We start from the raw sequence: 22,634 nt of genomic DNA, 5'->3' as shown, positions 1-22,634 counted from the left end.
TTTATTCTCCCATCAAACCGGACGGATATATTCAGGATGGTCAGCATGACCACTGGCAGGCATTTCAAGATGACCCAAATGCTCATGCCCCTCGCCCGGTATTTTGCTGGTCAAATCAGGACCAATACGCACCACTTTCGCCAGGAACCAAATGGTGCCCGCGACCACCGCAGTTTCAAAGATGGCAAAGCCCACCAGCCAGAAGATCGCCAGACCCAGGTTCATTGGACTCATGCCGTCTTCGGTGCGCATCAGGCCATAAACGATCCACGGCTGACGGCCAATTTCGCGCGTCCACCAGCCCGCAATCACGGCGATATAAGGCAAGGCCACCATAATGACGGCCAGCGCCAGGAACAGCTTATTGCGCGGAGCCCGCTCAGCGGTCATGCGACGACGTGCAATCAGCCAGACGCCCCAGAGGCTCACCAGCAACATGGCACCAGCGGCACCTGACATGGCGCGGAAAGCGTAGAACGGCAACACCACAGGTGGTTGCTGATCTTTCGGGAAGCTGTTCAGGCCCGTTACCGTACCGTTCCAGGTTTTGGTTTCAATCAGGCTTAAACCGTGCGGGATATCGATAGACCATGCGAGGCCAGTGCCTTCTTTGTTTGGCCAACCCAGAATATGCCAGGCACTGTTGACGTTACCCGATGAATCATAAGTATCGTAGTGCCCTTCCATTGCCGCCAGCGCCGCCGGTTTATGTTCCAGCGTTGCTTCACCCAGCACGTCACCCATATAAATCTGAACGGCGGCGACCACGGCCAGCGCCATCAGTGAATACTTCAGGGGTTTCAGGAACAGGTCCACATGACGTTGTTTCAGCACATACCAGGCACAGGTTGCCACCACGAAGCAGAGCGACAACTCAAAACTCGCCAGCAGCATGTGCGGGAAGGCACTGCGCGCATTCGGGTTAAACAGTGCGGCCAGCCAGTCGGTCACAATGAAGATGCCGTTATGCAGTTCAACACCGGTGGGTGTCTGCATCCAGGAGTTAGCCACCAGGATCCACATCGCAGAAAGCGTCGAAGAGAGCGCCACGTTAAAGGTCGCAAACAGGTGCATCCCTTTACTGATCTTGCCCCAGCCAAAGATCATCAGGCCGATAAAGCCGGCTTCGTACATAAAGGCGGTGATGGTCTCATAGCCGAGCACCTGACCAAAGAACGGGCCAGCAGCCTGCGAGAAGCGGCCATAAAGAATACCAAAGGCCATTTCCATGGTGACACCGGTTGCCACGCCAGCACCGAAGTTAACGATAAACAGCTTTTCAAAGAAGCGACACAGGCGATACCACTGCTCATCTTGCTTCCTGACCCACATCAGTTCAGAAATGAACAACAGTGCAGCCAGTCCGATGGTTAGCGGGGGGAAAATGATGTGAATGGATGAAATTAGCGCGAAGTCAATACGCGTGATCAGCGATGTAAGATCGTTACTTAGCATGACTATCTTCTTTTTTTGAGTGACCGAATTAGTTAACGGCAATCCAGCGCCATTTCACGAGTTATGAAGTGAGATTGGTGCATAACAAGTTGAAATCGGTGCCGCACTGTCGTCTTTCTCTTAACTACGAGCAACAACCACAGTATATTTTCCAGACAGATGACGACTGGAGAATAGGTTATTCACTTCGGCGTTCGTTCCGGAGAAAGAACGGGGAAAATAAATCATGATTGTTAACGAAATGTCTGTCGATAACACTTGCAGGCGTAGGTATCGACACCGCTCGTAATAAGAATTTTTCTGTAAATTATTCTATATTTTCGTTTACACAAAGGCATCCTAATTAAAGGGGTAACTTGTAACAAAAAGCAAAAAATCGCGCTATAAATGAATGATTTTCATGTGAATTAAATGTAGCGACACAGTTAACCCAGAAATAAACTTTGATTTTTATCAACTTAATTCAAGGTTTTAGCTTGGTTTTGAGCGTTAATTATGTTGCATTCAAAGGAGAAATCATCAGTGTTTATCCCGTAATGATGCGATTATCTTATTATTTAGCAGGGTTACAATTACCGTAGACATACGGTCAACATCAATAATACGGAATTTTAACAAGCATTGAGTTATTGTATTTTAATAACAGCCAGAATGATTTAATTTAACAAACCAAAAACAATTGTCACTTTTAGAACACTTTATTCCTGCGCCATTAAATCTTTAAAAATCTCTCTATTAAATATACCGACTCGTAACATTAAAGACACACCGTGCGCACACTTGTCACATTAATAATGAATCAGGCGACATTTATTTAAGGCAAATAAAGGGCTGGCGAGGCAGTGTGAGTGGGAGCAAGAAGTCACGCGCAGAAACGAAAATTTTTGAGAGCGAATGGAAAATGCCGGCAACCCATAAGGTTGTCAGCATAGGAGAACGTCAGCGTGCAGGGTATTTCGTGTTTTAGCGTGAGGCTGGAATGGCGACCCGTCCGTCAAATAACAGTCGTGCCGTGCGTATCAAGCCGCTTTGCATCACCTTCCCTGCCTCATCACAGGTCAGCATCACGCTAAACTCACCGCTTGGATGTTCCACCGCCAGACGCTGCTGCCTGCCATCGGTAATCTGCGCGATTCCCTTCGTCACGGAACCGGGGATCAGGCAGGCCGTGGCCACACTCACCGCACCCAGTACACCAATAGAAGCGTGACAGCGATGCGGAATAAACGTCCGCGTCGATAGCGCACCGCCATTAACGGGCGGTGCAATAAGGGTCATTTTCGGCACAGTTCGTTTGGTCACGTCTCCGAGGTTCATCAAAGGACCCGCTTGTAAGCGGATGGATTCCAGACGGGCTTTTAACTCAACGTTGCTTTCAAGCTGCTCGCGGGTCTCCTGGCCAGTGCATCCCACATCCTCAGCACGCAGGATCACCACCGGCATACCGTTATCAATGCAGGTCACCTCAATCCCGTCAAACCGATTACGCGCCTCACCGGTCGGTAACAGCGATCCGCAGCTGGACCCTGCAATATCCTCGAATTGCAGAATTTGCTCTGCACCAAAACCTGGTACGCCGTCTATCTGCGTATCGCCCTGATATTCCACCGTGCCATCGGGCGTGGCAAGTTGCGCCACCGCGATTTGCCCGGTGTTAACCATAAAGATGCGCACGCGCGTGATGTCATGCTGCGCGTTTATCAGGCCTTTCTCGATGGCAAACGGCGCCACGGCGGCAAGAATGTTGCCGCAGTTCTGTCCATAATCGACCACCGCTTGATCCACGTTAACCTGTGCAAACAGGTAATCGACATCGGCATCACAACGCGTGGACGGAGAAATAATCGCCACTTTACTGGTCAGCGGATCGGCACCGCCGATGCCGTCAATTTGACGTGGATCCGGTGAACCCATGACGGCCAGCAACACGCGGTCTCGCTGCGTTCCCGCTTCCGGCAGATCGCTGGCAAGGAAACACGCGGCTTTGGAGGTGCCGCCTCGCATCAAAACACAGGGTATCAGCGTCTGTTTCATAGTGAACTCTTTTGCAGAGCATCCAGAGACTCCACGTAGCGCAATCCCTTCTCCGCTAACGTGCCACGCATCTGATAAATATCCAGTCCAAGCTCCCCGGCAGCCAGTCTTACTCGCTTACTCTCCTCATTGGCGACCCGCTGCTGGGTTGTCCCGGCAACAGTTATCGCCTCTGCTCGCGGCACAATCACTACGCCATCATCATCGGCAACCACCATATCGCCAGGATAAACCAGCTGACCGGCACAGATAATCGGCACATTCACCGAACCCAGCGTGGCTTTTACCGTTCCCTGGGCGAACACCGCACGTGACCAAACCGGGAAACCCATCTCACGCAGAGTCTGGCTGTCACGGATACCGATATCGCCGACCAGCGCCACCACACCGCGCGCTTTAAGCGAGGTGGCCAGCAGATCACCAAAGAAGCCATCATGGCAATCCGAGGTCGGTGCCACCAGCAGTACATCGCCAGGCTGACACTGTTCGACGGCAACATGAAACATCCAGTTATCACCGGGAGAAACCAGCACCGTGACCGCACTGCCGGCTATCGATACGCCCTGCTGGATCGGTCGTATCCGCACATCAAGTAGACCTTGTCGCTGTTGCGCTTCGTGGACGGTTGCCACTCCGGCACGGGCGAACTGCGCGATCAGAGCGGAATCGCCCCGCTCAATCTTCGTAACAACAATGCCTTTCTGGTTCACCGCGATCATGAGAGATCCTCCGTTACCCGTGGGAACAGGCTCTGATAGCCTTCGCCGTGTGTGATGACGCGCGTCGAAGCAATCCCCGTATTACGTTTGGCCTGCACGCCCCGCTGTAGCGCCACGCGCGTGTAGTATTCCCACAAATGTTCCTGCCCGGCCATGCACTGAATTGCCTGGTATTTCTTTTCCCAAACTGAGGTGATATCCAGCAGCACATCCGGTTTCCACAGGCATTGTTCAGGTTGATGCGGTTCAAAACAGTAAACCGGCGGCGCGCCGATAATCGGTTCTCCCGGACGATACCCTTCTGCCTGCGCAATGATGCGTGCTTCCTGCGTAAGATTCGCCGCCAGCGGATGATCGTAGTTATAAGGATCGGCAATCGAGTGCGTCAATACAAAGTGTGGCTGCACGCGGCGAAACACATCGGCCAGGCGGAACAGCGTATCCTTATCTGCGCGTAGGGGATAATCGCCAAGATCGAAGAACTCAATGCTCGCTCCTAACACATCCGCGGCCCGTTCGGCCTCGGCCTGCCGGTGCTGCTTAACGGTCTGCTCGGTCATGTTGCCTTTGCGCCACAGTTTTGCCGACTCACCGCGCTCCCCGTAAGAGAGGCAGACAACGTGCACGTCATAGCCGCTCGCACTGTGCAAAGCGATAGCACCGCCTGCGCGCCAGACAAAGTCAGCGGAATGGGCACTGACCACCAGGGCACTCTTTTTCACTGTGTTTTCCATTGTGTTCCCCTTCTGTTGCGTTTTTTTCATCCTGACACGCAGCATCCAGACCGAATAATGCCTTTCGTTGTGCGAGCTATGATTTTTATTTATGTTGTGATCATTATCAGAGGCTCAGGAGCAGAAGGCATGCTGGCAAGTGAAGACGCTAACCACATTAAAATCATGCAGCTAAGATCACTTTGTATGATTGCCGAACGGGGAACTGTCTCGGAGGCTGCAGGAGATTTATTTCGCACGCAATCGGCAGTGACGCGATCGATACGTGATCTGGAACACACTCTGGCGACGCCTTTGTTTGAACGTCATGCCAGCGGGATGCTGCTCACCGAGAAGGGAAAATGCGTGCTACCCCGCGCCCAGCGCGCCCTTCAGGAACTCAAACAGATACCCGCACTTCTCGCCCGATTTAAACAGCGCGAATCTATGCGTGATGAAGCCGAACCGATTTGGTTGTTCAACGTCAGACGCCTGCAGATATTTTTACGGCTGTTTCATCTGCAGCACACGCAAAGCGTGGCCAGCTCGCTGGCTATCAGCCAGCCCGCCGTCAGTGCCGCGTTAAAGGTGCTGGAGAAAGGGGCCAATATCGTGCTGTTCCAGCGATCCCCGCGAGGCATGCAGCCGACGTCCGCCGCACGTGAAATGGCGCCACATATCAGCCGCGCCCTGAATGAAATTCGCCATATCCCGGAAGATCTTGCCGCTCAGCAAGGGGTTTTGCAGGGCACCGTTCATATTGGTGCCCTGCCATTGTGTCGCAGTGTGTTATTGCCCCGCGCGATCACCCGCTTAGTGACGGCACATCCGGCAATCAAAGTCGTGACCAATGAAAGTGCCTTTAGCACGCTGATTACCGAACTCCGTGCAGGTGACGTTGATCTGATTGTCGGTGCCTTACGTCATGACAGCAACGTTAATGATATCGATAATCGCCGGCTGTTTAGCGAAGAGCTGGTGCTGCTCGCCAGGCCACAACATCCATTAGTGGGTCGAGCATTAAGCGCTGCCGATCTCGCCGACACACAGTGGATTTTGCCGCGTGAAAACAGCCCGGCCCGCCATCTGTTAGAACACGCCTTTGCCACATTGGACATTCCGGCACCCAAACCGGTGGTGGAGAGCGGTGACCTGGCGATCGTGCGCGGTTTATTAATGGACTCCGATATGGTGGCAGCCGTGTCATGGCACCAACTGGAGTACGAATTGAAGTCGGGCACGCTCAAACCTTTATCCTTTACTCTGCCCGATACGCGTCGTGATATTGGTATTACATTGCGCGCGGGTGCGCTGCATTCCCCGGCCACGCTGGCACTGATTAAGTGCATCAACGCCGAAGCTCATACAACAGCGACCTAAACGAAATTCATACAATGTTGGTACGCCGTTCACTCATATCCCCCTTTCCAGCGGTCAGCACAAACCCGAATTTAGACCGTGGATTATGACAACTCGCTCACAATATAAACGTAACTCATACCGCTAAAAGCCTTTTTTGACAGACAGTCTGCGGCACTGTGCTTACCGTTGAGTTGGATGAGTTAATCATGACTCGTCATTCAATAGACTTTGCGTGCCCGTAGAGAGAGCGAACGTATGAATACAAATAAGCTGGTCGACATCAAAGCCTGGATTGATTCACGACCCATTTCCGCCTTTCAATGGCGCGTGTTATTTCTCTGCCTGATCATCATTATGTTCGACGGTTACGATGCCGCCGTGATGGGATTTATTGCGCCGGCGCTGATAGAGCAGTGGCATATCTCACGCGCCGCAATGGGGCCGATTCTGGGGGCAGCGATGTTTGGCGTGGCGATTGGCGCATTGATCGCCGGTCCTTTGTCCGATCGCTTTGGCCGTAAAAAAATCATCCTGCTTGCGGTACTGATGTTCTCCGCTTTCAGTCTGATCTGCGCCTTCGCCACCACGCCGCTGCAAATGGCGATGATGCGATTCATTGCCGGGCTCGGGCTGGGCGCAGTCATGCCCAACTGTGTCACGCTGCTGGCAGAATATATGCCTGAGCGCCGTAAGGGCGTGATGATTACCCTGATGTTCAGCGGCTTTAATATCGGCTCCGGGCTGGGTGGATTTATTGCGGCGGCGTTGCTGGCGCACTATCACTGGAATGCTGTGCTCATTTTCGGCGGTGCACTGCCGCTGCTGCTGCTTCCCTTGTTAAGTTATCTGCTGCCTGAATCTGCGTTGAATTTGGTGGTGCGCCGGGCGCCACGCGCGAAGATTGCCGCGCTGCTTAATCGCATGGGCGGCCAGTTTCAGCAGGATGCGGCGTTCGTGCTCAACTCTCCCCGGATCCATCGTAACAGCACCATTTCACAGCTCTTCCACCACGGTTTTGCCCGCGGCACGATCATTTTGTGGGTGACCTACTTTATGGGGTTGTTTGTGATTTATCTGCTGAACGGCTGGTTGCCGACCATTATGCGCTCGGGCGGCATTTCCCTCGAACAGGCGGCCATTCTGGCGGGATTGTTCCAGTTAGGCGGTCCACTTGGCGGTATTCTGGTCGGTGCATTGATGGATAAGTGCAACGCCAGAGTGGTGATTGGCGTGGTCTATCTGCTGGGTTGTCTCTGCTTGTTAGCACAGGGTATCTTCGCGTTTTCCGGGGTGGCTCTGGGCGTATTCATTTTCGTTATCGGCATGTGTATTAATGGCGCACAGAATGGTCTGCAGGTTTATTCTCCTGCTTATTACCCTACTGAAATACGCGCCACCGGCGTGAGCTGGATGCACGGCATTGGCCGCACCGGTGCCATCCTCAGCTCTTCGATTGGCGGATTGCTGATGGGCGCGTTCCCGGCGCAGTCGGCGATTTTCTATGTTCTCGCTCTACCCGCTTTACTGGCCGCGATCAGTATTGTGCTTCATCGTAACGTTTCTCTGTCTCTGAAAATAAAGGGCGCAGCGCTGGATGACCTTCCGGCGCTGTCACAAACCCTCAATAAATAGGATTGGCATCATGACATCTCAACCTTCTGAACCCTGCTTCGATATTGCGCATCTTGCTCACGTGGAGCTTTACACCGACAAGTTTGAAGAGAGCCTCAACTTCTTTGTGAATGTCTATGGCTTAACGATCACCGCGCAGGACGACGATCACGCCTGGCTGCGCGCCTGGGATGATTATGAGTTTCACAGCCTGAAACTCACGCGTCATCACACTACCGGCGTGGGGCACATTGCTTATCGCGCCGCTTCGCAGGCTGCGCTGGAACGGCGTGTTGCGGCGATTGAAGCAAGCCCCTATGAAGTGCTCGGTTGGGTCAACGACGATCAGGGCCACGGCCAGGCATTTCGCTTTACCGATCCCTTTGGCCACATTTTTGAGATCTATTACGACACGGTCCGATATCAGGCACCTGACGATCAACGTCCGTCGCTGAAAAACCTGTCCCAGCGTTACCACGCACGTGGCGCCTGTCCGCGCCGTCTCGATCACCTCAATCTGTTGGCAGCCGATGTCAGTGAATTCAAACGCTTTATGGAAATTTGTTTAGGCTCCCGCGTAACAGAGATGATTCAGCTCGATAATGGCCGCATTGGTGGCTGCTGGTTCACCATCAATAATAAAACCTATGATTTGGCCTGTACCGAAGAGCACGGTGGCGGCAACGGGCGACTGCATCATGTGACCTACGCCACCGACACGCGGGAAGACATTCTGCGCGCGGCCGACATCTTCCTGGAAAACGACGTGCACATTGAAACCGGCCCACACAAACATGCCATTCAGGGCACATTTTTCCTCTATGTCTGGGAACCGGCAGGAAATCGGGTTGAGCTGGCCAATTCCGGCGCACGTCTGATTCTGGCGCCAGACTGGCAGACCGTGGTCTGGACGGAGAGCGAGCGTAAGAAAGGCCAGGCGTGGGGCCTGAAGACCATTGAGACCTTCCATACTCATGGCACACCGCCGATGCCCACGCAAAATCATTAACCCTTCAACAGAACATCGGATAGCGATGCTGTCCGATGCGTCATTACTTTTCTCCATAGTTATCAGTGGAAAAAATCACAGCACAGCGCTTATCGCTCCTCTAGGGTAAATCTCCCCTACAAGGAGAAAATAACGTATGAGCCTCATGACTTCCGGCAACCGCCGTGACTTTCTTTCCGCTGGCATCAAACTGACGGCGGCAGGCACGCTGCTCGGCGCCGGATTAAGTGGCCGCACAGCTGTAGCGGCAGCCTGTGCGCCTGAAAACCTGACGCATATCGATGTTAGCCACTATCTGTTGCGCAATGTAAGCCTGGAAGAAGGCTTTGTTCCGGTATGGTCCGGCACGGATACTATTGCCGACCACTGGCAACCCTTTGGCAGCGGCAGCATGCTGGAAAAAGCCAATGTCTATGCGCAGTTGTATCGTGGCCCGGATGAATTCTCATTGAGTCGTGCTTTGGGTATTGCCACCAATGAGGTGCTGCCGCTGAATAGCCAGGGAGAACAGCAGTGGCCGAAGGCACAAGACAGCGCAACGATGATGTTGGTCGCGGCGAGTTGTTCTGCAGAAGCCGTGGCGCATATTGCACCGGTGATGGCGACATTCCATAACGGCAAACAGGTGTTTGGCCAGTTAAAGAAAATTTAATGGAAGAATAAAGACGACGTTATAAAAGATTTTATTTCGTCGCGCATTCAGTGCGCGACGAAATAGATCAGCAGTATGGATCAACGGCTCACTTCATGACCAATCAAACCACCGATGGCCGCACCACCCAGCGTACCAAAGGTACTGCCGCCGGTTAATACCGCACCGCCCACTGCACCGACACCCGCACCAATCGCCGTATTACGACCACGATGCGACATGCCACAAGCGGTAACAGATAAACAGACTAAAGCGACAATGGCAAAACTGCAGCTGCGTTTTAAAAGCATCGAAATCCTCATTACCATTAAAAAATGGAATGCAATTGTTTTTAATTTGATTGTTGTTAAGACACCAAATCGTTGGCGACTTGCACTGCTCGTCGGCGCTAATTTAAGAGGATTTGTTAAACGGCGAAAGGTAAAAATTCCTATTTTCGGGCGGTACTGGCGAAGCGGTGAGAAACCAGCCGATGCAGCACTTTCAGGGCATTGAGAGGCGTTTAAACCTGCGGTGCTTTACTGAGAATCCATCCCTTGACTGCCAGCCTACCAACTAGTAGATTAATGTTTATTCAGCTGACTTTAGCGACATATTTCAGGGGGCAATGTGAGTGTGATTCATTTTCCTAACCAACATCCCGTTTGCCGTTCTTCGGCTGCTGAATCAACGGAATTGGATAAACAAACCCTTCGCGACTTTGCGTTAAATATTGCCGCGCAGTTACGCGATGACCCTGAATTAAATAAACAGGCGCCTTATCTGGTGGATAAAGTGATTTTGTTGCTGATGAAAGAGTCGCGAGGCTAAATCTCCGCGAGGCAATTAGGCGGTAATAACCAGATTGTTCAACACCGGTTTAATCATGGGTAAAAACAGTTCGGGGTTATTAAACGCGCGCGCGGCTATCATGGCACCATGCACCGTGGCCATCAGCGATTTGGCTTCCCTTTCCGCTCCTTCACGCAGAATAAACACCCCACGCTTTTCCCCCTTCTGCAACACACCGGCCAGCCACGCGGACAGATCGGCGAAATGTCCGGTCACCTCGGCCGCCACTTCTTCCGGTAAGGTCGGCAGTTCCACTGCCAGCATCACGCAAATACAGAACGGCGAGCTGTTTTCTTTAATGCAGGTAGCCCAAAAATTCACATAACCGTTCAGCTCAGCCAGCGGATCATCACTGAAATGCTCACTGGTCGCGGCCATTCCGGCTCGCGCCTCCTGACGATAATCATTGACCACGGCCAGCACCAGATCGGCTTTGCCAGGAAAATGATGATGAATACTGGCTTTACGGATTTGCACGCGTTCTGCCAAATCGGCATAGCTGAAACTTTTATAACCACCCGCAGTGAGCAACTCTCGGGTGTGGTTAATAATTTCAGTGGCTTTAGGCGAACGTTCAACGGTCATGCAGGGCTCCGGCAGCAAAGATGAAATGGCTGCAAATCAGTAAATTGGCACTGAACCTACTGACCTGCAGCCGGGATGTCAAGGCGCTTCAGAACGCTTACGGCGGCCGGTCATACTCCTGAATACGCCATCACGCAGAATCAGCGCATGGAACAACGCGGCAGCAAGATGCAGCATGACCGTTATGAACAAGGCTAAGGCCACCCAGCTATGCAGCGGACGCAACCAGGCATAGAGATCATTACTGATCGGCGTGATGGGCGGCAGCACCAGACTGCCTCCCAGACTGATCGGATAGCCTGCCGCCGACAGCATCGCCCAGCCGATAAGAGGCTGCGCCAGCATCATTGCGTACAATGCCCAATGCGAAAGGTGTGCCAGCGCTTTTTGCCCGTTTGATAACGTCTCCGGCAAGGCCGGTTTAGCTGTGGTAAAACGCAGCCACAATCGCACCACCACCAACAGCAATATCATTAAGCCCAACGGCTTATGGATCGCCACGAGAAAGCTGTGCAGTGACGATACGGTGGCGACCATGGCCACACCGATAAACAGCATGGTCATAATAGCGGCAGCCATCAGCCAGTGAATCGCGCGCAACGCCGGATGGAAAGTCTCTGTGTGTTTCATCAGTGTGCTCCTGCCTGTTCACGGGTACGGGCGTTGTAGGATTTGGCATAAGCCGATGAACGTGCATTGAGGATCGGATCGTCTGAAGCGGTGATACCCTCTGGCAGAATCAGCGGATCGTAATTGATGTCGTTACAGGCGCCCTGCTGCTGTGGCGTGGTTTGGTTGATGGTCAGGGTTCCCGCATTGATGGTCTGCCGGTCCGCTGGCCAGGCAATCGAAGCATCGCTACTGCTATCCTGCGCATCAGCGACGGTGATAATCAGATCCCATTGCAGCGCCCCTTTAGCAAGACGTTGTTGCAGATCGCTCTGCAGGAAGTTGCTGTCATTCTTATCCGCAGCATTGATTGGCTGATACTCGCTGTGCGGTACCATGCTCCAGCGAACCACGTGGCTCTTACCGGCCGAATCAACAAAGTTAAAGGCATTGAGGCTGTTAAAGCGATCGCTCGCCCAACTCGATGAAGGCACATACTGTTGCGCCCAGCCGAAGAATGGTTTGATTTCGGGATGTTTTTGAACGAAGGCCTGAATTTTCGCGGGATCGGGCTTACCTGTTTTCGCATCGGGCAGCGTGGCGATTTGCAGATCGTAAAACCCTTCCACGCTCTTCACCGGAAACATCGGCATGGCATTCATCCCAGTACGCCACTGCTGACCATCTTTTTGGTAAAACGCTAACGCCATGCTGCGCACCGGCACGGCATAATCCGGGGCGTTCGGATTGCCACCGGCAATAGCAAAGCGCCCGATCACCGGGGTTTCGCCCGGTGCAAACAGCCCGGCACGCGACAGCACGCTGGCTTTGCCGTTAGCGGCAAAGCTGCCGTTTATGCAGACGCCTTTGGCATGATTGCGTCGGTAGCCGGGATGCTCCCCGCCTGATTTTTGTAGCACGGTAATGAGCTTATCGGAGGTCAACTTATCCGGTGTTAACCAGCCGCCAGCCCAGAGAAATAATGCGATGACTATCAATGGTACCACTGCAATAGCGGCCAGACGGATGAGTGTCTGGCCGGTCGAAAGAGAAGGCTTGTTCATAGGTTCGCTCAACATTGCATAAATTAAGACAAGGCACTTACCCGAGCCGAATCAATAGCGCGTAGTAATCAACGGCGCCGTCCTGGTTGACGGTAGCAGGTGCAGAGCAATCAATCTACTAGTAGGTAGATTGTATTGTCAAACGCATTTGCACAGGCAGAAGCCCCACTGTCGCGGCCAACAGTGAGCACCTCCGGTTATCTGAGGGAATAAATTCGCAGGGGTAATCAAACTTCTTCGCGTGGGGTTGTGTGGATCTTCATGGGCGCAACCACGACGTTCACGCCCAGATCCTGCATCCGTCGCAGCACGGGCACCGGCGTACCCTGGTTAACAATCACCACATCGAACTCGCTGAGATGGGCAAAACGATGCAGCGCCCGGCGTTCAAATTTGGTGTTATCCATCATCAAAATACGTTTCTGTGCAGCATCAAACATCGCTCGTTTGGTTTCGACGGTTTCAGCTGACTGATGAAAGACCGTGTCATCAATGATCGCAGACATACTGACGAAGAACACATCGGCGCGCAGACTGGCAATCTCTTCTCGCGTCATGCGGCCCATAAACGCATTGCACCAGTGATAAAACTGACCGCCTAATCCCATCAGCGTGATATCGCGTCCGTTGCGTAACTCATTCATCAGCGTCAGTGAGTTGGTGATCACCGTTAACGGGGCGCGCGCGTGTAGCAGGCGAGCCATCTGCAATACCGTGGTGGAATCATCAAGGAAGATCGCCTGTCCTGGCTCCAGATAAGTGGCAGCCACTTCAGCGATGGCTTGCTTCTCTTCCAGTTGACGCGTCGCACGGTAGATATCGCTGGACTCGACCAGGCTGGTTGGCGTAGCAGAGACCACCCCACGCGATTTATGCAGCAATCCGCGTTCGACCATCTCATCAATATCACGGTGCGCGGTCATCAGACTGATGCCGAAACGGTCGGTGATATCTTCAATGCGAATTGCGCCTTCTGCCATCACGGCTTCCGCGATCAACTGGCGTCGCGCCAACTGCCGCGCCTGACGACTGTCGCTGGGTAAGGGTTCGGCCATGAAGACGTTAAGAGAAGAGTCCTGCGGGTTGTGCGCCATATTTCGTCCAGAAAGTGATGCAGAAATGCGGGTTCCAGGTGATTACAACGCGGAAACGCGCCTTTTGCAAATGATGTGGTGTTTGGACTCACGAGAAGGGTTACAGCGACGCACCGGAGTGCGTCCGCTGAGCAGTGTGCGGCCCGAAAGCCGCACGTCATGCATTACTGCTTCAGTACAAATGGTGATACGAAATTGCCCGCGTTCTCTTTGGTGATCAAAATGCAGTCAAACAGCTGTTTTTCCGATGCTGCGCCGGTTTTACCGGTTTTCAGGAAGCTGTCAGCCTGCTCTACCGCTTTCTGCGCGAACTGCGCCACGGGCTGCATCACGGTATACGCCAGCGTACCGGCTTTTACGGCATCAACAGCATCCGGCGAGCCATCAAAACCACCCACTTTGATCTGGTTCAGCTTGCCGGCTTCTTTCAACGCGGCAATCGCCCCCAGCGCCATTTCATCGTTGCCGCTGATCACGCCTTTGATATTCGGGTTAGCCTGCAGCAGTGACTGCATCTTGTTGAAGCCCTGGGTACGGTCCCAGTTGGCGACTTCCTGACCCACTTTCTTCAGCGTCGGGTACTGTGACAGCACGGTATCAAAACCATTGGCACGCGTTGCCGCGTTGTTATCGGATGGCGGGCCCACTAATTCAACATAGTTGGCGGTATCGCCCACCTGTTTCACCCACTCCATTGCGCCCACCGCCGCGCCCTGCGCATTGTTAGAAACCAACTGCGCTTTGGCCAATCCGCTCTGATTCAGCTCGGCGTTAATGATAAACACCGGGATGTTCGCCGCGATGGCTTTTTTCACTGAACCGACAGAACCGTCGGCGTTAGCCGGATCAAGAATGATGGCCTTGGATTTGTTGGTGATCGCCGTATCAATCAGCTGGCTTTCGGTGTTGGTATCACCTTTGTGCGCGCTGACTTTTGCGCTGTAGCCAAGTTTTTCAGCCGCTTTTTGCGCGACCTGGCCTTCTGTCTGCCAGTAAGGGTTGGAAGGATCGTTGACGATGATGGTCATCAACCCGTTATCCGCCCAGGTCGGTGCAGCGAAGGTGGTGATAGCCATCGCTGCGGCAGCAATAAACAGACGTTTTGTGAACATAGGTGCTCCGTTATTATTTAGGGTACAGGTTTTACGGATAACCGCGCGCTGCCAGACAGCGCGCGTGAGTTAGCGACTGCGTTTGCCGTATTGCAGGGTGTTGAGCAATACCGCCAGCACAATCACGGCGCCAGTGAACACCGTCTGCCAGTAGGCAGAAACGCCGATAATCACTAAGCCATCAGAGAGAAAACCGATTACAAAAGCGCCCAGCAGCGTGCCGCGCACATTACCGCGACCACCGGTCAGGGCCGCTCCGCCAATCACCACCGCAGCAATCGCGGTCAGTTCATAGGTGGTACCCGCCGTTGGGCCGGCAGAGGTGAGCTGTGAAGAGAGCACCAGTCCCGCCATCGCGGCACAGATACCCGACAAAACGTAAACGCTGATCTTGATGCGTTTCACCGGCACGCCGGAAAGATCGGCGGCGCGCTCATTACCACCAGAGGCATAGAGCCAGCGGCCAAACGCCGAACGACTCAGCAGGAAACCACAGGCCAGTGCTACCACACCCAGCACCAGCACACCGACGGGGATATTGAAGATGCGATTGAAGCCGAGCCAGTCAAAGCCGGTGTTGCCCAGCGCATCACTTCCAGAGAGTTTGTTGTAGGTCAGACCATTGGTGATCAGCAATGCGATACCGCGTGCCACATACATGGTGCCGAGCGTGGCAACAAACGCCGGAACGCGGAACCAGGCAATCAGCACGCCATTCACCAATCCCACCAGCGCGCCAATCACCAGCGTTAATATCGCCACCGCCCACACCGGCAGATACAGCACCACGCCCAGCGCTTCAAGGTTGATGCCCTGCATCATAAAACCGGCCATCACCCCGGCCAGACCCAGCGTCGAGCCCACGGACAAATCAATCCCGCCATTGAGGATCACCAGCAGCATGCCAATCGCCGGTAAGCCAAAAATCGCCACGTGCGAAGCCATGGTCAGGAAGTTGGCGCCGGTAAAGTAGTTAGGCGAGAGCAGGGAAAAGGTGGCAATAATCACCAGCAGCGCAATAAAGGCGCGCCCTTCCAGCAGCAATCGCGCCAGATTGAGACTTTTATCGGCCTTCTTTTTGCTCGCGACGGGCGGCGAATCCAGCGTGTGTGTTCTGTCTGTCATACCGTTTGCTCCGTTTTTCATGTCATGCCACCAGAGACTCGCCTGAAGCGGCCATAATGCGTTCTTTGCTCACGCTGGAATCGAAGATGGCGTTAATGCGCCCTTTGCTCATCACCACAATGCGATGCGCGATACTCAGGCATTCCCCCACTTCCGAGGTGGTGTACACCACCGCCAGCCCCTTTTTGGCGTTCTCCGCCAGCAGACGAAACACTTCCGCTTTGGCGCCGATATCGATGCCGCGGCTGGGTTCATCCAGCAGGATCACTTTTGGACGGGTGGCCAGCATTTTGCCGATCACCACTTTTTGTTGATTGCCACCGGAAAGCGAACCGATGGCCGCCTCACCGCCAGCGGTTTTCACCGTGACGTTGCGAATACTGTCTGTCACCAGCTGCTTTTCACGCCGGGGTGACAGCACCAGACCGCGCACAAATTCGCTGATACTGGCGAGCGACAGGTTTTCGCCCACTGACATGGTTTGCACCAGACCGTCGCGTTGCCGATCTTCCGGTACCAACGCAAGGCCGATTTGAATGCGCTGTTGAATGGTTAAGCCGCTGACATCGGTGTCTTGCAGCAAAATGTGTCCCTGGCTTTGATGAATACGCCCGGCGATACACTCCAGCAGTTCGGTGCGCCCCGCGCCCATCAGGCCATAGATGCAGACAATTTCACCGGCTTTCACTGCCAGCGAGAGGTTATCCACCAGCCGAATCCCGGTTTTGCTTTTCACCGTCAGGTCTTGCACGGTCAACGCCTGGGCGCCAAAGTCATACCCTTGCGGGGGCGAACCCAGGTCAAAGTGGTCGCCCACCATATTGCGCACGATCCATTCGAGATCGATCTCATCGCGTTTCGCGTACGCGGTCATCACGCCATCACGCAGTACCACGGCGCGATCGGTGATCTCCAGTGCCTCTTCGAGATGATGTGAGATGTAAACAATGGCCACGCCCTGACTGGTGAGATCGCGGATCACCTGAAACAGCACCGCCACTTCCGCGGCACTGAGCGCCGATGTCGGTTCATCCATGATCAGAATCTGTGAATTCACCGACAACGCGCGGGCGATTTCGACAATCTGCTGTTGGCCCAGACGCAGGTTTTCCACCGGCGTCAGCGGATCAATTTCTTCCTCCAGCGCCGCCATCAGATGGGCGGTTATGCGGGCTTCTTCCGCGTAATCCACCCCACCCGGCTTCATGATTTCGCGCCCCATGAAGATGTTGTCGCGCACGTTCATGTTGGGAGCGAGATTCAGCTCCTGATGGATAATCGAGATGCCGCAATCGCGTGCTTCAGTGGCGGAGCGAAACACTTTCTCTTCACCGTTGTAGAGAATTTCCCCGGATGTTGGCGTAATCACGCCTGACAAAATTTTCATTAGCGTGGATTTGCCTGCGCCGTTTTCACCAAACAACGTAGTGACTTCCCCGCGACGGATCTCAAAATTCACGCCCTTGAGTGCATGGGTCGATCCATAGATCTTGCTGATGTTGCGCGCTTCAAGGATCACTTCGCCTTTTAGTAGCGCCGGGTTAACGTTGAACGGTTTCATTTCACCTCCAGACTGACTGGCGTCACCATCCAGTTATTCGGCGCGAGCAACCGGAACACCCCCACCACCTGCACGGTTTTACCGGGCAGCGCATCGCGATCCAACTTATCCAGTACTTTGGCTTTCATGGCGCGATTGATCGCCGAACCGGCGTTTTGATACTCAATCTGGTTGGTAAAATCACCGAACTGGATTTTTCCGCTGGCATCACGCAAGTCGGTGCCGGTGATAGCCGGGCCCGTTTGCAGGCGAATCACATTTCCTTCCGGTAAGCCGGCCACTTTCAGCGGGAAGATGCCCATCTGCCCTGACTGAACCACACCCTCCAGCTTGACGGGGATGACCGGAAGCAGCGAACCCACACCGTATTGCTGTACCGCGGCTTGTTGATTGGCTTTCAATGCATCGGCGAGGGTTTTTGCATCCACCGCCCGCGCTTCAACATCCTGCTGAATACCGGGGAAGGTTTTCTCCCCGTAGCTATCCGGCGAGAAACCTTGCTCTTGCACATCTTGCTCGGAACCGATTTTCACCACTTTTGTGTCAATGGCCATGGCGGCAATCACCGCAACCACCACAACACCGATGATGCTGTAGCGGCGAATGCGCTTTCGGGAGAGCTGCTGTGCCAGCATTGAGACATCGGACATAACGTGACCTCTCACTGTTATCTGCTGCGATAATCGCTGCATTAAATGTTATAAATGTGATAACTCTTGTGATGAGGATTGTGCTGATGTGACTAAATTGTCAACAGAGGGTTCACGAATATTTCAGGAGCGCGATCTGGATCGCTAAATTCACACCTTAGTCCCTTTCCAGCTAATAAAGTCCCGCCATACAAGCCTTCTTCTTGTGATATCTCATTTCACCCTGTCGTGTGCCACCGCCATTTTCGTGATCAAACTCGCTAACTGAAGTGAAATTTATTCGTTTTATCGAAAAATAATACAAGAGATATGTTATCTCCATGGGAAGTGGTGTAAGACATTATTTAGCAAATTCATCACAGGGAATTAACACGACGTGATGGGTCAACTTTTCTTCCCTTCGGAGGTGTACGTGGGTAACAGCGATATCATTCTGGGTCTGGATTCCGGCACCTCCGTGGTGAAAGCGGTGGCGTTTGATCTGGAAGGCACACAGCTGGCGTGCGCCTCCGTGCGTAACCGCTATTACCGCAGCGAAGGCGGTGCCGCGCAGCAATCCATGACGCAGACCTGGCAAGATGCCGTGGACGCGATAAGGAAACTGGGCGAGCGTGTGGAAAACCTCTCTTCCCGCGTGGTGGCCGTGGCTGTTACCGCACAAGGGGATGGCACCTGGCTGGTCGGTGCCAACAACCAGCCGGTGGAGGATGCCTGGATTTGGCTGGATGCGCGTGCGGCACACACCGTCGATGCCCTAAACCAGCACGCCCTTGCAGCCGAGCGGTTTAAGGCCACCGGTACCGGGCTGAATACCTGCCAGCAGGGTTCGCAGATGGCGCATATGGACCAGCACTTTCCGGATCTGCTGGCGAACAGCGAAGTGGCGCTGCATTGCAAAGACTGGCTTTACCTCAATCTGACGGGCGTACGTGCCACCGATCCTTCTGAGGCCAGCTTCACCTTTGGTAACTTTCGCACCCAGCGTTATGACGACACCGTCATCGCGGCGTTGGGACTGGAACATCGCCGCCATCTGCTGCCCGAAATCATTGATGGCACGCAAATCACCCATCCATTGACCGCTGAGGCCGCAGCCCTCACCGGCCTGCGCGCGGGCACACCGATATCGCTGGGTTATGTGGATATGGCGATGACCGCGCTGGGCGCAGGCGTGCACACCGGCGAAGCCCATACCGCCTGCTCAATTGTCGGCTCTACCGGCGTGCATCTGCGCAGCGTGACCATTGATGAGGTGTGGCTGAATCCAGCGCAAACTGGCTATGTGATTCCGCTGCCCTGGCCGGGCTATGTGACGCAGGTGCAAACCAATATGGCGTCTACCCTTAATCTCGACTGGCTGTTGAATGTGGCCAGTGAATTGCTGAGCGGATTCGGCTGTGAAATCGATCATGCGCGGCTGGTGGCACATATCGACCAGTGGCTCAACAAAGCCGAACCCGGCACCCTGCTGTTCCATCCCTACATCTCGATTGCCGGTGAACGCGGGCCGTTCGTCAACGCCGACGCGCGCGCCAGCTTCACCGGACTTAACTATCAGCACAATTTTGCCGACCTGGTGCGTGGTGTGATTGAAGGCATCGGTATGGCTGCGCGTGATTGTTATCAGGCGATGGGCAGCACCCTGCCGGGTGAGATTCGTCTCACGGGCGGTGCGGTGCGTTCCCAGCCGCTACGCCAGATCCTCTCTTCCTGCATTGGCGCGCCGGTGCGTATCAGCCAGCGTGATGAAGCCGGTGCAGCGGGCGCCGCGATGATGGCAGCGGTGGCGATTGGCGCCTATCCCTCGATGGCGCAGTGCGTGGAAACCTGGGTGCGCCCGCTGCTGGATGCGCCTGAACCGCCTTCCGCTGAACTGTCGCAGCGTTATAACCAACTGTTTCCCCATTATCAGCAGATCCGCAGCGATCTCCCTGCCGCCTGGCATGCACTGAATAAGTTTTAAGGAGTACACCATGAGTGAAAATACGCTGGATCTGTTTGTCATTGGCGGTGGCATTAATGGCGCGGGCATCGCACGTGATGCGGCCGGGCGCGGCTTGTCCGTGATGATGTGTGAAAAAGACGACCTTGCACAGGGTACCTCCTCGCGCTCGGGCAAACTGGTACACGGCGGGCTGCGCTATCTTGAATATTATGAGTTCCGCCTGGTGCGTGAGGCGCTGATCGAGCGTGAAGTGTTGCTGAATGCCGCGCCGCACATTATCTGGCCGATGCGCTTTGTGTTACCGCACAGCCCGTCCGATCGTCCGGCGTGGCTGGTGCGTCTGGGGCTGTTCCTTTATGACAACTTAGGTGGGCGCAAAAAGCTGCCCGGCACGCGATCGCTCGATCTGATGCGCGATCCTGAAGGCGCGCCCCTCCTCGATAGCTACAGCAAAGGCTTCGAGTACTCCGATTGCTGGGTCGATGATGCCCGCCTGGTCGCACTCAATGCGGTGGATGCCGCGGAGCGCGGCGCAACGATTTTGCCGCGCACCCGCTGTGTCTCCGCCAAACGCATCAGCGGCAAGTGGGAAGTGACCCTTCAGGATGCGGCCAGCGGCGCGCAGCGCACGGTATTCGCCAAAGTGCTGGTGAATGCAACCGGGCCGTGGGTACTGGATATCGTTAATCAGGTCACGCAGACCAAAAGCAATCGCAGCGTGCGGCTGGTTAAAGGTTCACACATCATCGTGCCGAAATTTTGGGAAGGCCAGCAGGCGTATCTGGTGCAAAACACTGATAAACGCGTCATTTTCATCAACCCTTATGAAGGCGATAAAGCCCTGATCGGCACCACCGATATTCCGTGGCAGGGCAAAGCGGAAGCGGTGACCGCAGACGACAGTGAGCAGCAGTACCTTATCGATGTGGTCAATCGCTACTTCAAAGTGAAACTGCGCGCCAGTGATGTGATTACCCGATTCTCGGGCGTGCGTCCGCTGTTTGACGATGGCAAAGGTAACCCTTCTGCCGTCACGCGTGACTACGTGTTCGATCTCGACGATCAGCAAAACGCCCCGCTGCTGCATGTGTTTGGTGGCAAAATTACCACTTTCCGTAAGCTGGCAGAACACGCTATCCAGAAGCTCGCGCCCTTCTTCCCCAATATGGGAGAAGACTGGACACGCGAGGCCACTTTGCCGGGCGGTGATATGGCAAATGGCGATTTCGAGAGTTTCCTTGAGCAAGTGAAAACGCGCTGGCCATGGTTACCGGCGCCGCTACGCAAACACTATGCGCGTTTGTATGGCACGCGCATTGAGAAAGTGCTGGGGCACGCTCGTGAGCTCAACGATCTGGGCCGCCATTTCGGCGCGCAGTTATATGAAGCCGAAGTGCGCTACCTGGTGGAAAATGAGTGGGCGCAGCAAGCGGAGGATGTGCTGTGGCGCCGCACCAAACATCAGCTGCATCTGACGGCAGTGCAGCAGCAGGCCTTTAGCCAATGGTTTGATGCGACCTATGCTGCGGCCGTGCCGCTGCGTAAGGAGGCGTAATCATGCCCTTAACGCTTTCGCTCAATACCAACCCACTGGTGAATCGTTTTGCCGATCCGCAGGATCTGATTCACACCGTGGCACAACAGATCCGTATCCGCGATCTGCAGTTAACTCATGAATTTATTAATCCCGGCTGGCCAGCCGCCACCATCAACCGCATGTCGCGCCAGATGCAGAAGGCGCTGCGAGAAACTGGGGTGCGCGTGACATCGGGTATGACAGGCCCCTATGGCCGCCTCAATCATTTTGGTCATCCGGACGTTGAAGTGCGGCGCTACTATGTTGACTGGTTTAAAACCTTCGCCGATATCACCGCAGAACTGGGTGGCGAGGCGGTTGGATCGCAGTTCGCCATTTTCACCCAGCAGGATTTCAACGATGCGGCGCGGCGGGATGCCTTAATCGAGATCGCGATAGACTGCTGGGCCGAGGTGGCGGAACATGCCCAATCCGCCGGCTTGAAATACCTGTTTTGGGAACCGATGAGCATCGGACGCGAGTTTGGTGAGACCATTCCGGCTTGCCTCGCACTGCAGCAGCGTTTGAGCAGTGAGTCCTTTGCCCTGCCAATGTGGATGATGGCGGATATCGATCACGGCGATGTGACTTCAGCCGACCCGCGTGATTACGACCCTTACGCGTGGGCAGAAGCGGTGCCGCGCTACTCGCCGATTATTCATATAAAACAAAGCATGATGGACAAAGGCGGCCACAGACCCTTCACATTGCAGTACAATGCGGGCGGCCGTATTCAGCCCCAGCCGCTGCTGGACGCGCTGGCGCGCGGCGGCGCGCACGATAACGAAATCTGCCTCGAACTGAGTTTTAAAGAGCGTGAACCCACTGACCGCCAGGTGGTGGCGGATATCGCGGAAAGCGTCGCGTTTTGGGCATCGCACATTGATACGGGCGTGCAGGATTTGCATCTTGCTTCCTAAGCCTATT

The 22,634-nt window shown here is 54.4% G+C and carries 21 protein-coding genes and 1 pseudogene; 9 read left to right on the top strand and 13 right to left on the bottom strand.

Going from position 1 to position 22,634, the window contains the following annotated elements; all coding sequences use genetic code 11:
* Window positions 1-12: 12 nt before the first annotated feature.
* The 4 genes from VI01_RS05395 to VI01_RS05380 all read right to left on the bottom strand — a co-directional run bounded on the left by VI01_RS05395 (window position 13) and on the right by VI01_RS05380 (window position 4,942).
* Window positions 13-1,455, bottom strand: coding sequence for a cytochrome ubiquinol oxidase subunit I (locus tag VI01_RS05395; RefSeq protein ID WP_045814271.1), 1,443 nt, complete (start codon window positions 1,453-1,455; stop codon window positions 13-15).
* A gap of 963 nt (window positions 1,456-2,418) precedes the next feature.
* Window positions 2,419-3,489 carry a 4-oxalomesaconate tautomerase gene (locus tag VI01_RS05390; protein WP_045814270.1) on the bottom strand — a complete coding sequence of 357 codons (1,071 nt, stop codon included), beginning with the start codon at window positions 3,487-3,489 and terminating at the stop codon, window positions 2,419-2,421.
* A complete protein-coding gene (locus VI01_RS05385; RefSeq protein ID WP_045814269.1) occupies window positions 3,486-4,208 on the bottom strand; it encodes a 4-carboxy-4-hydroxy-2-oxoadipate aldolase/oxaloacetate decarboxylase in 723 nt (240 codons plus the stop codon). Before VI01_RS05385 ends, VI01_RS05390 begins: the two co-directional genes overlap by 4 nt.
* The gene (locus VI01_RS05380) at window positions 4,205-4,942 is read right to left on the bottom strand and encodes a PIG-L deacetylase family protein (RefSeq protein ID WP_045814268.1); all 738 of its coding nucleotides are present in this window, start codon (window positions 4,940-4,942) and stop codon (window positions 4,205-4,207) included. The genes VI01_RS05385 and VI01_RS05380 overlap by 4 nt, the downstream gene beginning before the upstream one ends.
* 129 nt (window positions 4,943-5,071) lie before the next feature.
* On the opposite strand from VI01_RS05380, the gene VI01_RS05375 reads away from it, so the two are divergent.
* The 4 genes and pseudogenes from VI01_RS05375 to VI01_RS25320 all read left to right on the top strand — a co-directional run.
* Complete coding sequence (locus VI01_RS05375) at window positions 5,072-6,301, top strand: LysR substrate-binding domain-containing protein (protein WP_045814267.1); 1,230 nt, start codon at window positions 5,072-5,074, stop codon at window positions 6,299-6,301.
* A 237-nt stretch (window positions 6,302-6,538) separates the two neighbouring features.
* Window positions 6,539-7,915, top strand: coding sequence for an aromatic acid/H+ symport family MFS transporter (locus VI01_RS05370; protein ID WP_038646986.1), 1,377 nt, complete (start codon window positions 6,539-6,541; stop codon window positions 7,913-7,915).
* 10 nt (window positions 7,916-7,925) lie between these two features.
* Window positions 7,926-8,903 (top strand): VOC family protein, encoded by a 978-nt coding sequence (locus VI01_RS05365; protein ID WP_045814266.1) that lies wholly within the window; start codon window positions 7,926-7,928, stop codon window positions 8,901-8,903.
* 334 nt (window positions 8,904-9,237) lie between these two features.
* A pseudogene (locus VI01_RS25320) lies at window positions 9,238-9,555 on the top strand (deaminase); the annotation flags it as partial.
* Between the two features lie 80 nt (window positions 9,556-9,635).
* Here VI01_RS25320 and VI01_RS05355 read toward each other — a convergent pair.
* Entirely contained in the window at window positions 9,636-9,845 is a 210-nt protein-coding gene (locus VI01_RS05355) for a glycine zipper 2TM domain-containing protein (RefSeq protein WP_038646981.1), read from the bottom strand.
* Between VI01_RS05355 and VI01_RS25550 the strand changes: the two genes are divergently transcribed.
* Together VI01_RS25550 and VI01_RS05350 are read left to right on the top strand one after the other, a co-directional pair.
* The gene (locus VI01_RS25550; RefSeq protein WP_197079570.1) at window positions 9,775-10,050 is read left to right on the top strand and encodes a hypothetical protein; all 276 of its coding nucleotides are present in this window, start codon (window positions 9,775-9,777) and stop codon (window positions 10,048-10,050) included. The two genes, VI01_RS05355 and VI01_RS25550, sit on opposite strands and share 71 nt — an antisense overlap.
* 114 nt (window positions 10,051-10,164) lie before the next feature.
* A complete protein-coding gene (locus VI01_RS05350) occupies window positions 10,165-10,365 on the top strand; it encodes a hypothetical protein (RefSeq protein ID WP_045814264.1) in 201 nt (66 codons plus the stop codon).
* 15 nt (window positions 10,366-10,380) lie between these two features.
* Here VI01_RS05350 and VI01_RS05345 read toward each other — a convergent pair whose 3' ends face one another.
* The 8 genes from VI01_RS05345 to VI01_RS05310 form a co-directional block, all read right to left on the bottom strand.
* The gene (locus VI01_RS05345; protein ID WP_045814263.1) at window positions 10,381-10,971 is read right to left on the bottom strand and encodes a TetR/AcrR family transcriptional regulator; all 591 of its coding nucleotides are present in this window, start codon (window positions 10,969-10,971) and stop codon (window positions 10,381-10,383) included.
* A 78-nt stretch (window positions 10,972-11,049) separates the two neighbouring features.
* Entirely contained in the window at window positions 11,050-11,601 is a 552-nt protein-coding gene (locus tag VI01_RS05340; RefSeq protein ID WP_045814262.1) for a cytochrome b, read from the bottom strand.
* Window positions 11,601-12,644: a catalase family peroxidase gene (locus VI01_RS05335; protein WP_045814261.1), complete on the bottom strand. Its 1,044-nt coding sequence runs from the start codon at window positions 12,642-12,644 to the stop codon at window positions 11,601-11,603. Before VI01_RS05335 ends, VI01_RS05340 begins: the two co-directional genes overlap by 1 nt.
* Window positions 12,645-12,871: 227 nt before the next feature.
* Window positions 12,872-13,738 carry a DeoR/GlpR family DNA-binding transcription regulator gene (locus VI01_RS05330; RefSeq protein WP_038646971.1) on the bottom strand — a complete coding sequence of 289 codons (867 nt, stop codon included), beginning with the start codon at window positions 13,736-13,738 and terminating at the stop codon, window positions 12,872-12,874.
* 164 nt (window positions 13,739-13,902) lie between these two features.
* A complete protein-coding gene (locus VI01_RS05325; RefSeq protein ID WP_045814260.1) occupies window positions 13,903-14,850 on the bottom strand; it encodes a D-ribose ABC transporter substrate-binding protein in 948 nt (315 codons plus the stop codon).
* A 69-nt stretch (window positions 14,851-14,919) separates the two neighbouring features.
* Complete coding sequence (locus VI01_RS05320; RefSeq protein WP_045814379.1) at window positions 14,920-15,975, bottom strand: ABC transporter permease; 1,056 nt, start codon at window positions 15,973-15,975, stop codon at window positions 14,920-14,922.
* Between the two features lie 22 nt (window positions 15,976-15,997).
* Window positions 15,998-17,536 (bottom strand): sugar ABC transporter ATP-binding protein, encoded by a 1,539-nt coding sequence (locus VI01_RS05315; protein ID WP_045814259.1) that lies wholly within the window; start codon window positions 17,534-17,536, stop codon window positions 15,998-16,000.
* Window positions 17,533-18,186 carry a DUF2291 domain-containing protein gene (locus tag VI01_RS05310; RefSeq protein WP_045814258.1) on the bottom strand — a complete coding sequence of 218 codons (654 nt, stop codon included), beginning with the start codon at window positions 18,184-18,186 and terminating at the stop codon, window positions 17,533-17,535. Before VI01_RS05310 ends, VI01_RS05315 begins: the two co-directional genes overlap by 4 nt.
* Before the next feature lie 379 nt (window positions 18,187-18,565).
* On the opposite strand from VI01_RS05310, the gene VI01_RS05305 reads away from it, so the two are divergent.
* From VI01_RS05305 to VI01_RS05295, 3 genes are read left to right on the top strand one after another with little or no spacing between them, the layout of a single operon-like run.
* The gene (locus VI01_RS05305) at window positions 18,566-20,149 is read left to right on the top strand and encodes an FGGY-family carbohydrate kinase (protein WP_231638464.1); all 1,584 of its coding nucleotides are present in this window, start codon (window positions 18,566-18,568) and stop codon (window positions 20,147-20,149) included.
* A 10-nt stretch (window positions 20,150-20,159) separates the two neighbouring features.
* Complete coding sequence (locus VI01_RS05300; protein ID WP_045814257.1) at window positions 20,160-21,686, top strand: glycerol-3-phosphate dehydrogenase; 1,527 nt, start codon at window positions 20,160-20,162, stop codon at window positions 21,684-21,686.
* A 2-nt stretch (window positions 21,687-21,688) separates the two neighbouring features.
* Window positions 21,689-22,627 carry a sugar phosphate isomerase/epimerase gene (locus tag VI01_RS05295; RefSeq protein WP_045814256.1) on the top strand — a complete coding sequence of 313 codons (939 nt, stop codon included), beginning with the start codon at window positions 21,689-21,691 and terminating at the stop codon, window positions 22,625-22,627.
* Window positions 22,628-22,634 lie beyond the last annotated feature (7 nt).

The organism is Pantoea sp. SM3 (genome assembly GCF_000963995.1).
Lineage (GTDB): Bacteria > Pseudomonadota > Gammaproteobacteria > Enterobacterales > Enterobacteriaceae > Pantoea > Pantoea rwandensis_B.
The sequence above is the reverse complement of the archived record's forward strand: the minus strand, read 5'-3'. Positions and strand labels throughout refer to the sequence as shown.

What these genes read in the sequence shown, in the direction of transcription:
- VI01_RS05395 (WP_045814271.1), bottom strand. Translation starts at nt 1,455, where the DNA reads ATGCTAAGTAACGATCTTACATCGCTGATCACGCGTATTGACTTCGCG.
- VI01_RS05390 (WP_045814270.1), bottom strand. Translation starts at nt 3,489, where the DNA reads ATGAAACAGACGCTGATACCCTGTGTTTTGATGCGAGGCGGCACCTCC.
- VI01_RS05385 (WP_045814269.1), bottom strand. Translation starts at nt 4,208, where the DNA reads ATGATCGCGGTGAACCAGAAAGGCATTGTTGTTACGAAGATTGAGCGG.
- VI01_RS05380 (WP_045814268.1), bottom strand. Translation starts at nt 4,942, where the DNA reads ATGGAAAACACAGTGAAAAAGAGTGCCCTGGTGGTCAGTGCCCATTCC.
- VI01_RS05375 (WP_045814267.1), top strand. Translation starts at nt 5,072, where the DNA reads ATGCTGGCAAGTGAAGACGCTAACCACATTAAAATCATGCAGCTAAGA.
- VI01_RS05370 (WP_038646986.1), top strand. Translation starts at nt 6,539, where the DNA reads ATGAATACAAATAAGCTGGTCGACATCAAAGCCTGGATTGATTCACGA.
- VI01_RS05365 (WP_045814266.1), top strand. Translation starts at nt 7,926, where the DNA reads ATGACATCTCAACCTTCTGAACCCTGCTTCGATATTGCGCATCTTGCT.
- VI01_RS25550 (WP_197079570.1), top strand. Translation starts at nt 9,775, where the DNA reads ATGCCACAAGCGGTAACAGATAAACAGACTAAAGCGACAATGGCAAAA.
- VI01_RS05355 (WP_038646981.1), bottom strand. Translation starts at nt 9,845, where the DNA reads ATGCTTTTAAAACGCAGCTGCAGTTTTGCCATTGTCGCTTTAGTCTGT.
- VI01_RS05345 (WP_045814263.1), bottom strand. Translation starts at nt 10,971, where the DNA reads ATGACCGTTGAACGTTCGCCTAAAGCCACTGAAATTATTAACCACACC.
- VI01_RS05340 (WP_045814262.1), bottom strand. Translation starts at nt 11,601, where the DNA reads ATGAAACACACAGAGACTTTCCATCCGGCGTTGCGCGCGATTCACTGG.
- VI01_RS05335 (WP_045814261.1), bottom strand. Translation starts at nt 12,644, where the DNA reads ATGAACAAGCCTTCTCTTTCGACCGGCCAGACACTCATCCGTCTGGCC.
- VI01_RS05330 (WP_038646971.1), bottom strand. Translation starts at nt 13,738, where the DNA reads ATGGCGCACAACCCGCAGGACTCTTCTCTTAACGTCTTCATGGCCGAA.
- VI01_RS05325 (WP_045814260.1), bottom strand. Translation starts at nt 14,850, where the DNA reads ATGTTCACAAAACGTCTGTTTATTGCTGCCGCAGCGATGGCTATCACC.
- VI01_RS05320 (WP_045814379.1), bottom strand. Translation starts at nt 15,975, where the DNA reads ATGACAGACAGAACACACACGCTGGATTCGCCGCCCGTCGCGAGCAAA.
- VI01_RS05315 (WP_045814259.1), bottom strand. Translation starts at nt 17,536, where the DNA reads ATGAAACCGTTCAACGTTAACCCGGCGCTACTAAAAGGCGAAGTGATC.
- VI01_RS05310 (WP_045814258.1), bottom strand. Translation starts at nt 18,186, where the DNA reads ATGTCCGATGTCTCAATGCTGGCACAGCAGCTCTCCCGAAAGCGCATT.
- VI01_RS05305 (WP_231638464.1), top strand. Translation starts at nt 18,566, where the DNA reads ATGGGTCAACTTTTCTTCCCTTCGGAGGTGTACGTGGGTAACAGCGAT.
- VI01_RS05300 (WP_045814257.1), top strand. Translation starts at nt 20,160, where the DNA reads ATGAGTGAAAATACGCTGGATCTGTTTGTCATTGGCGGTGGCATTAAT.
- VI01_RS05295 (WP_045814256.1), top strand. Translation starts at nt 21,689, where the DNA reads ATGCCCTTAACGCTTTCGCTCAATACCAACCCACTGGTGAATCGTTTT.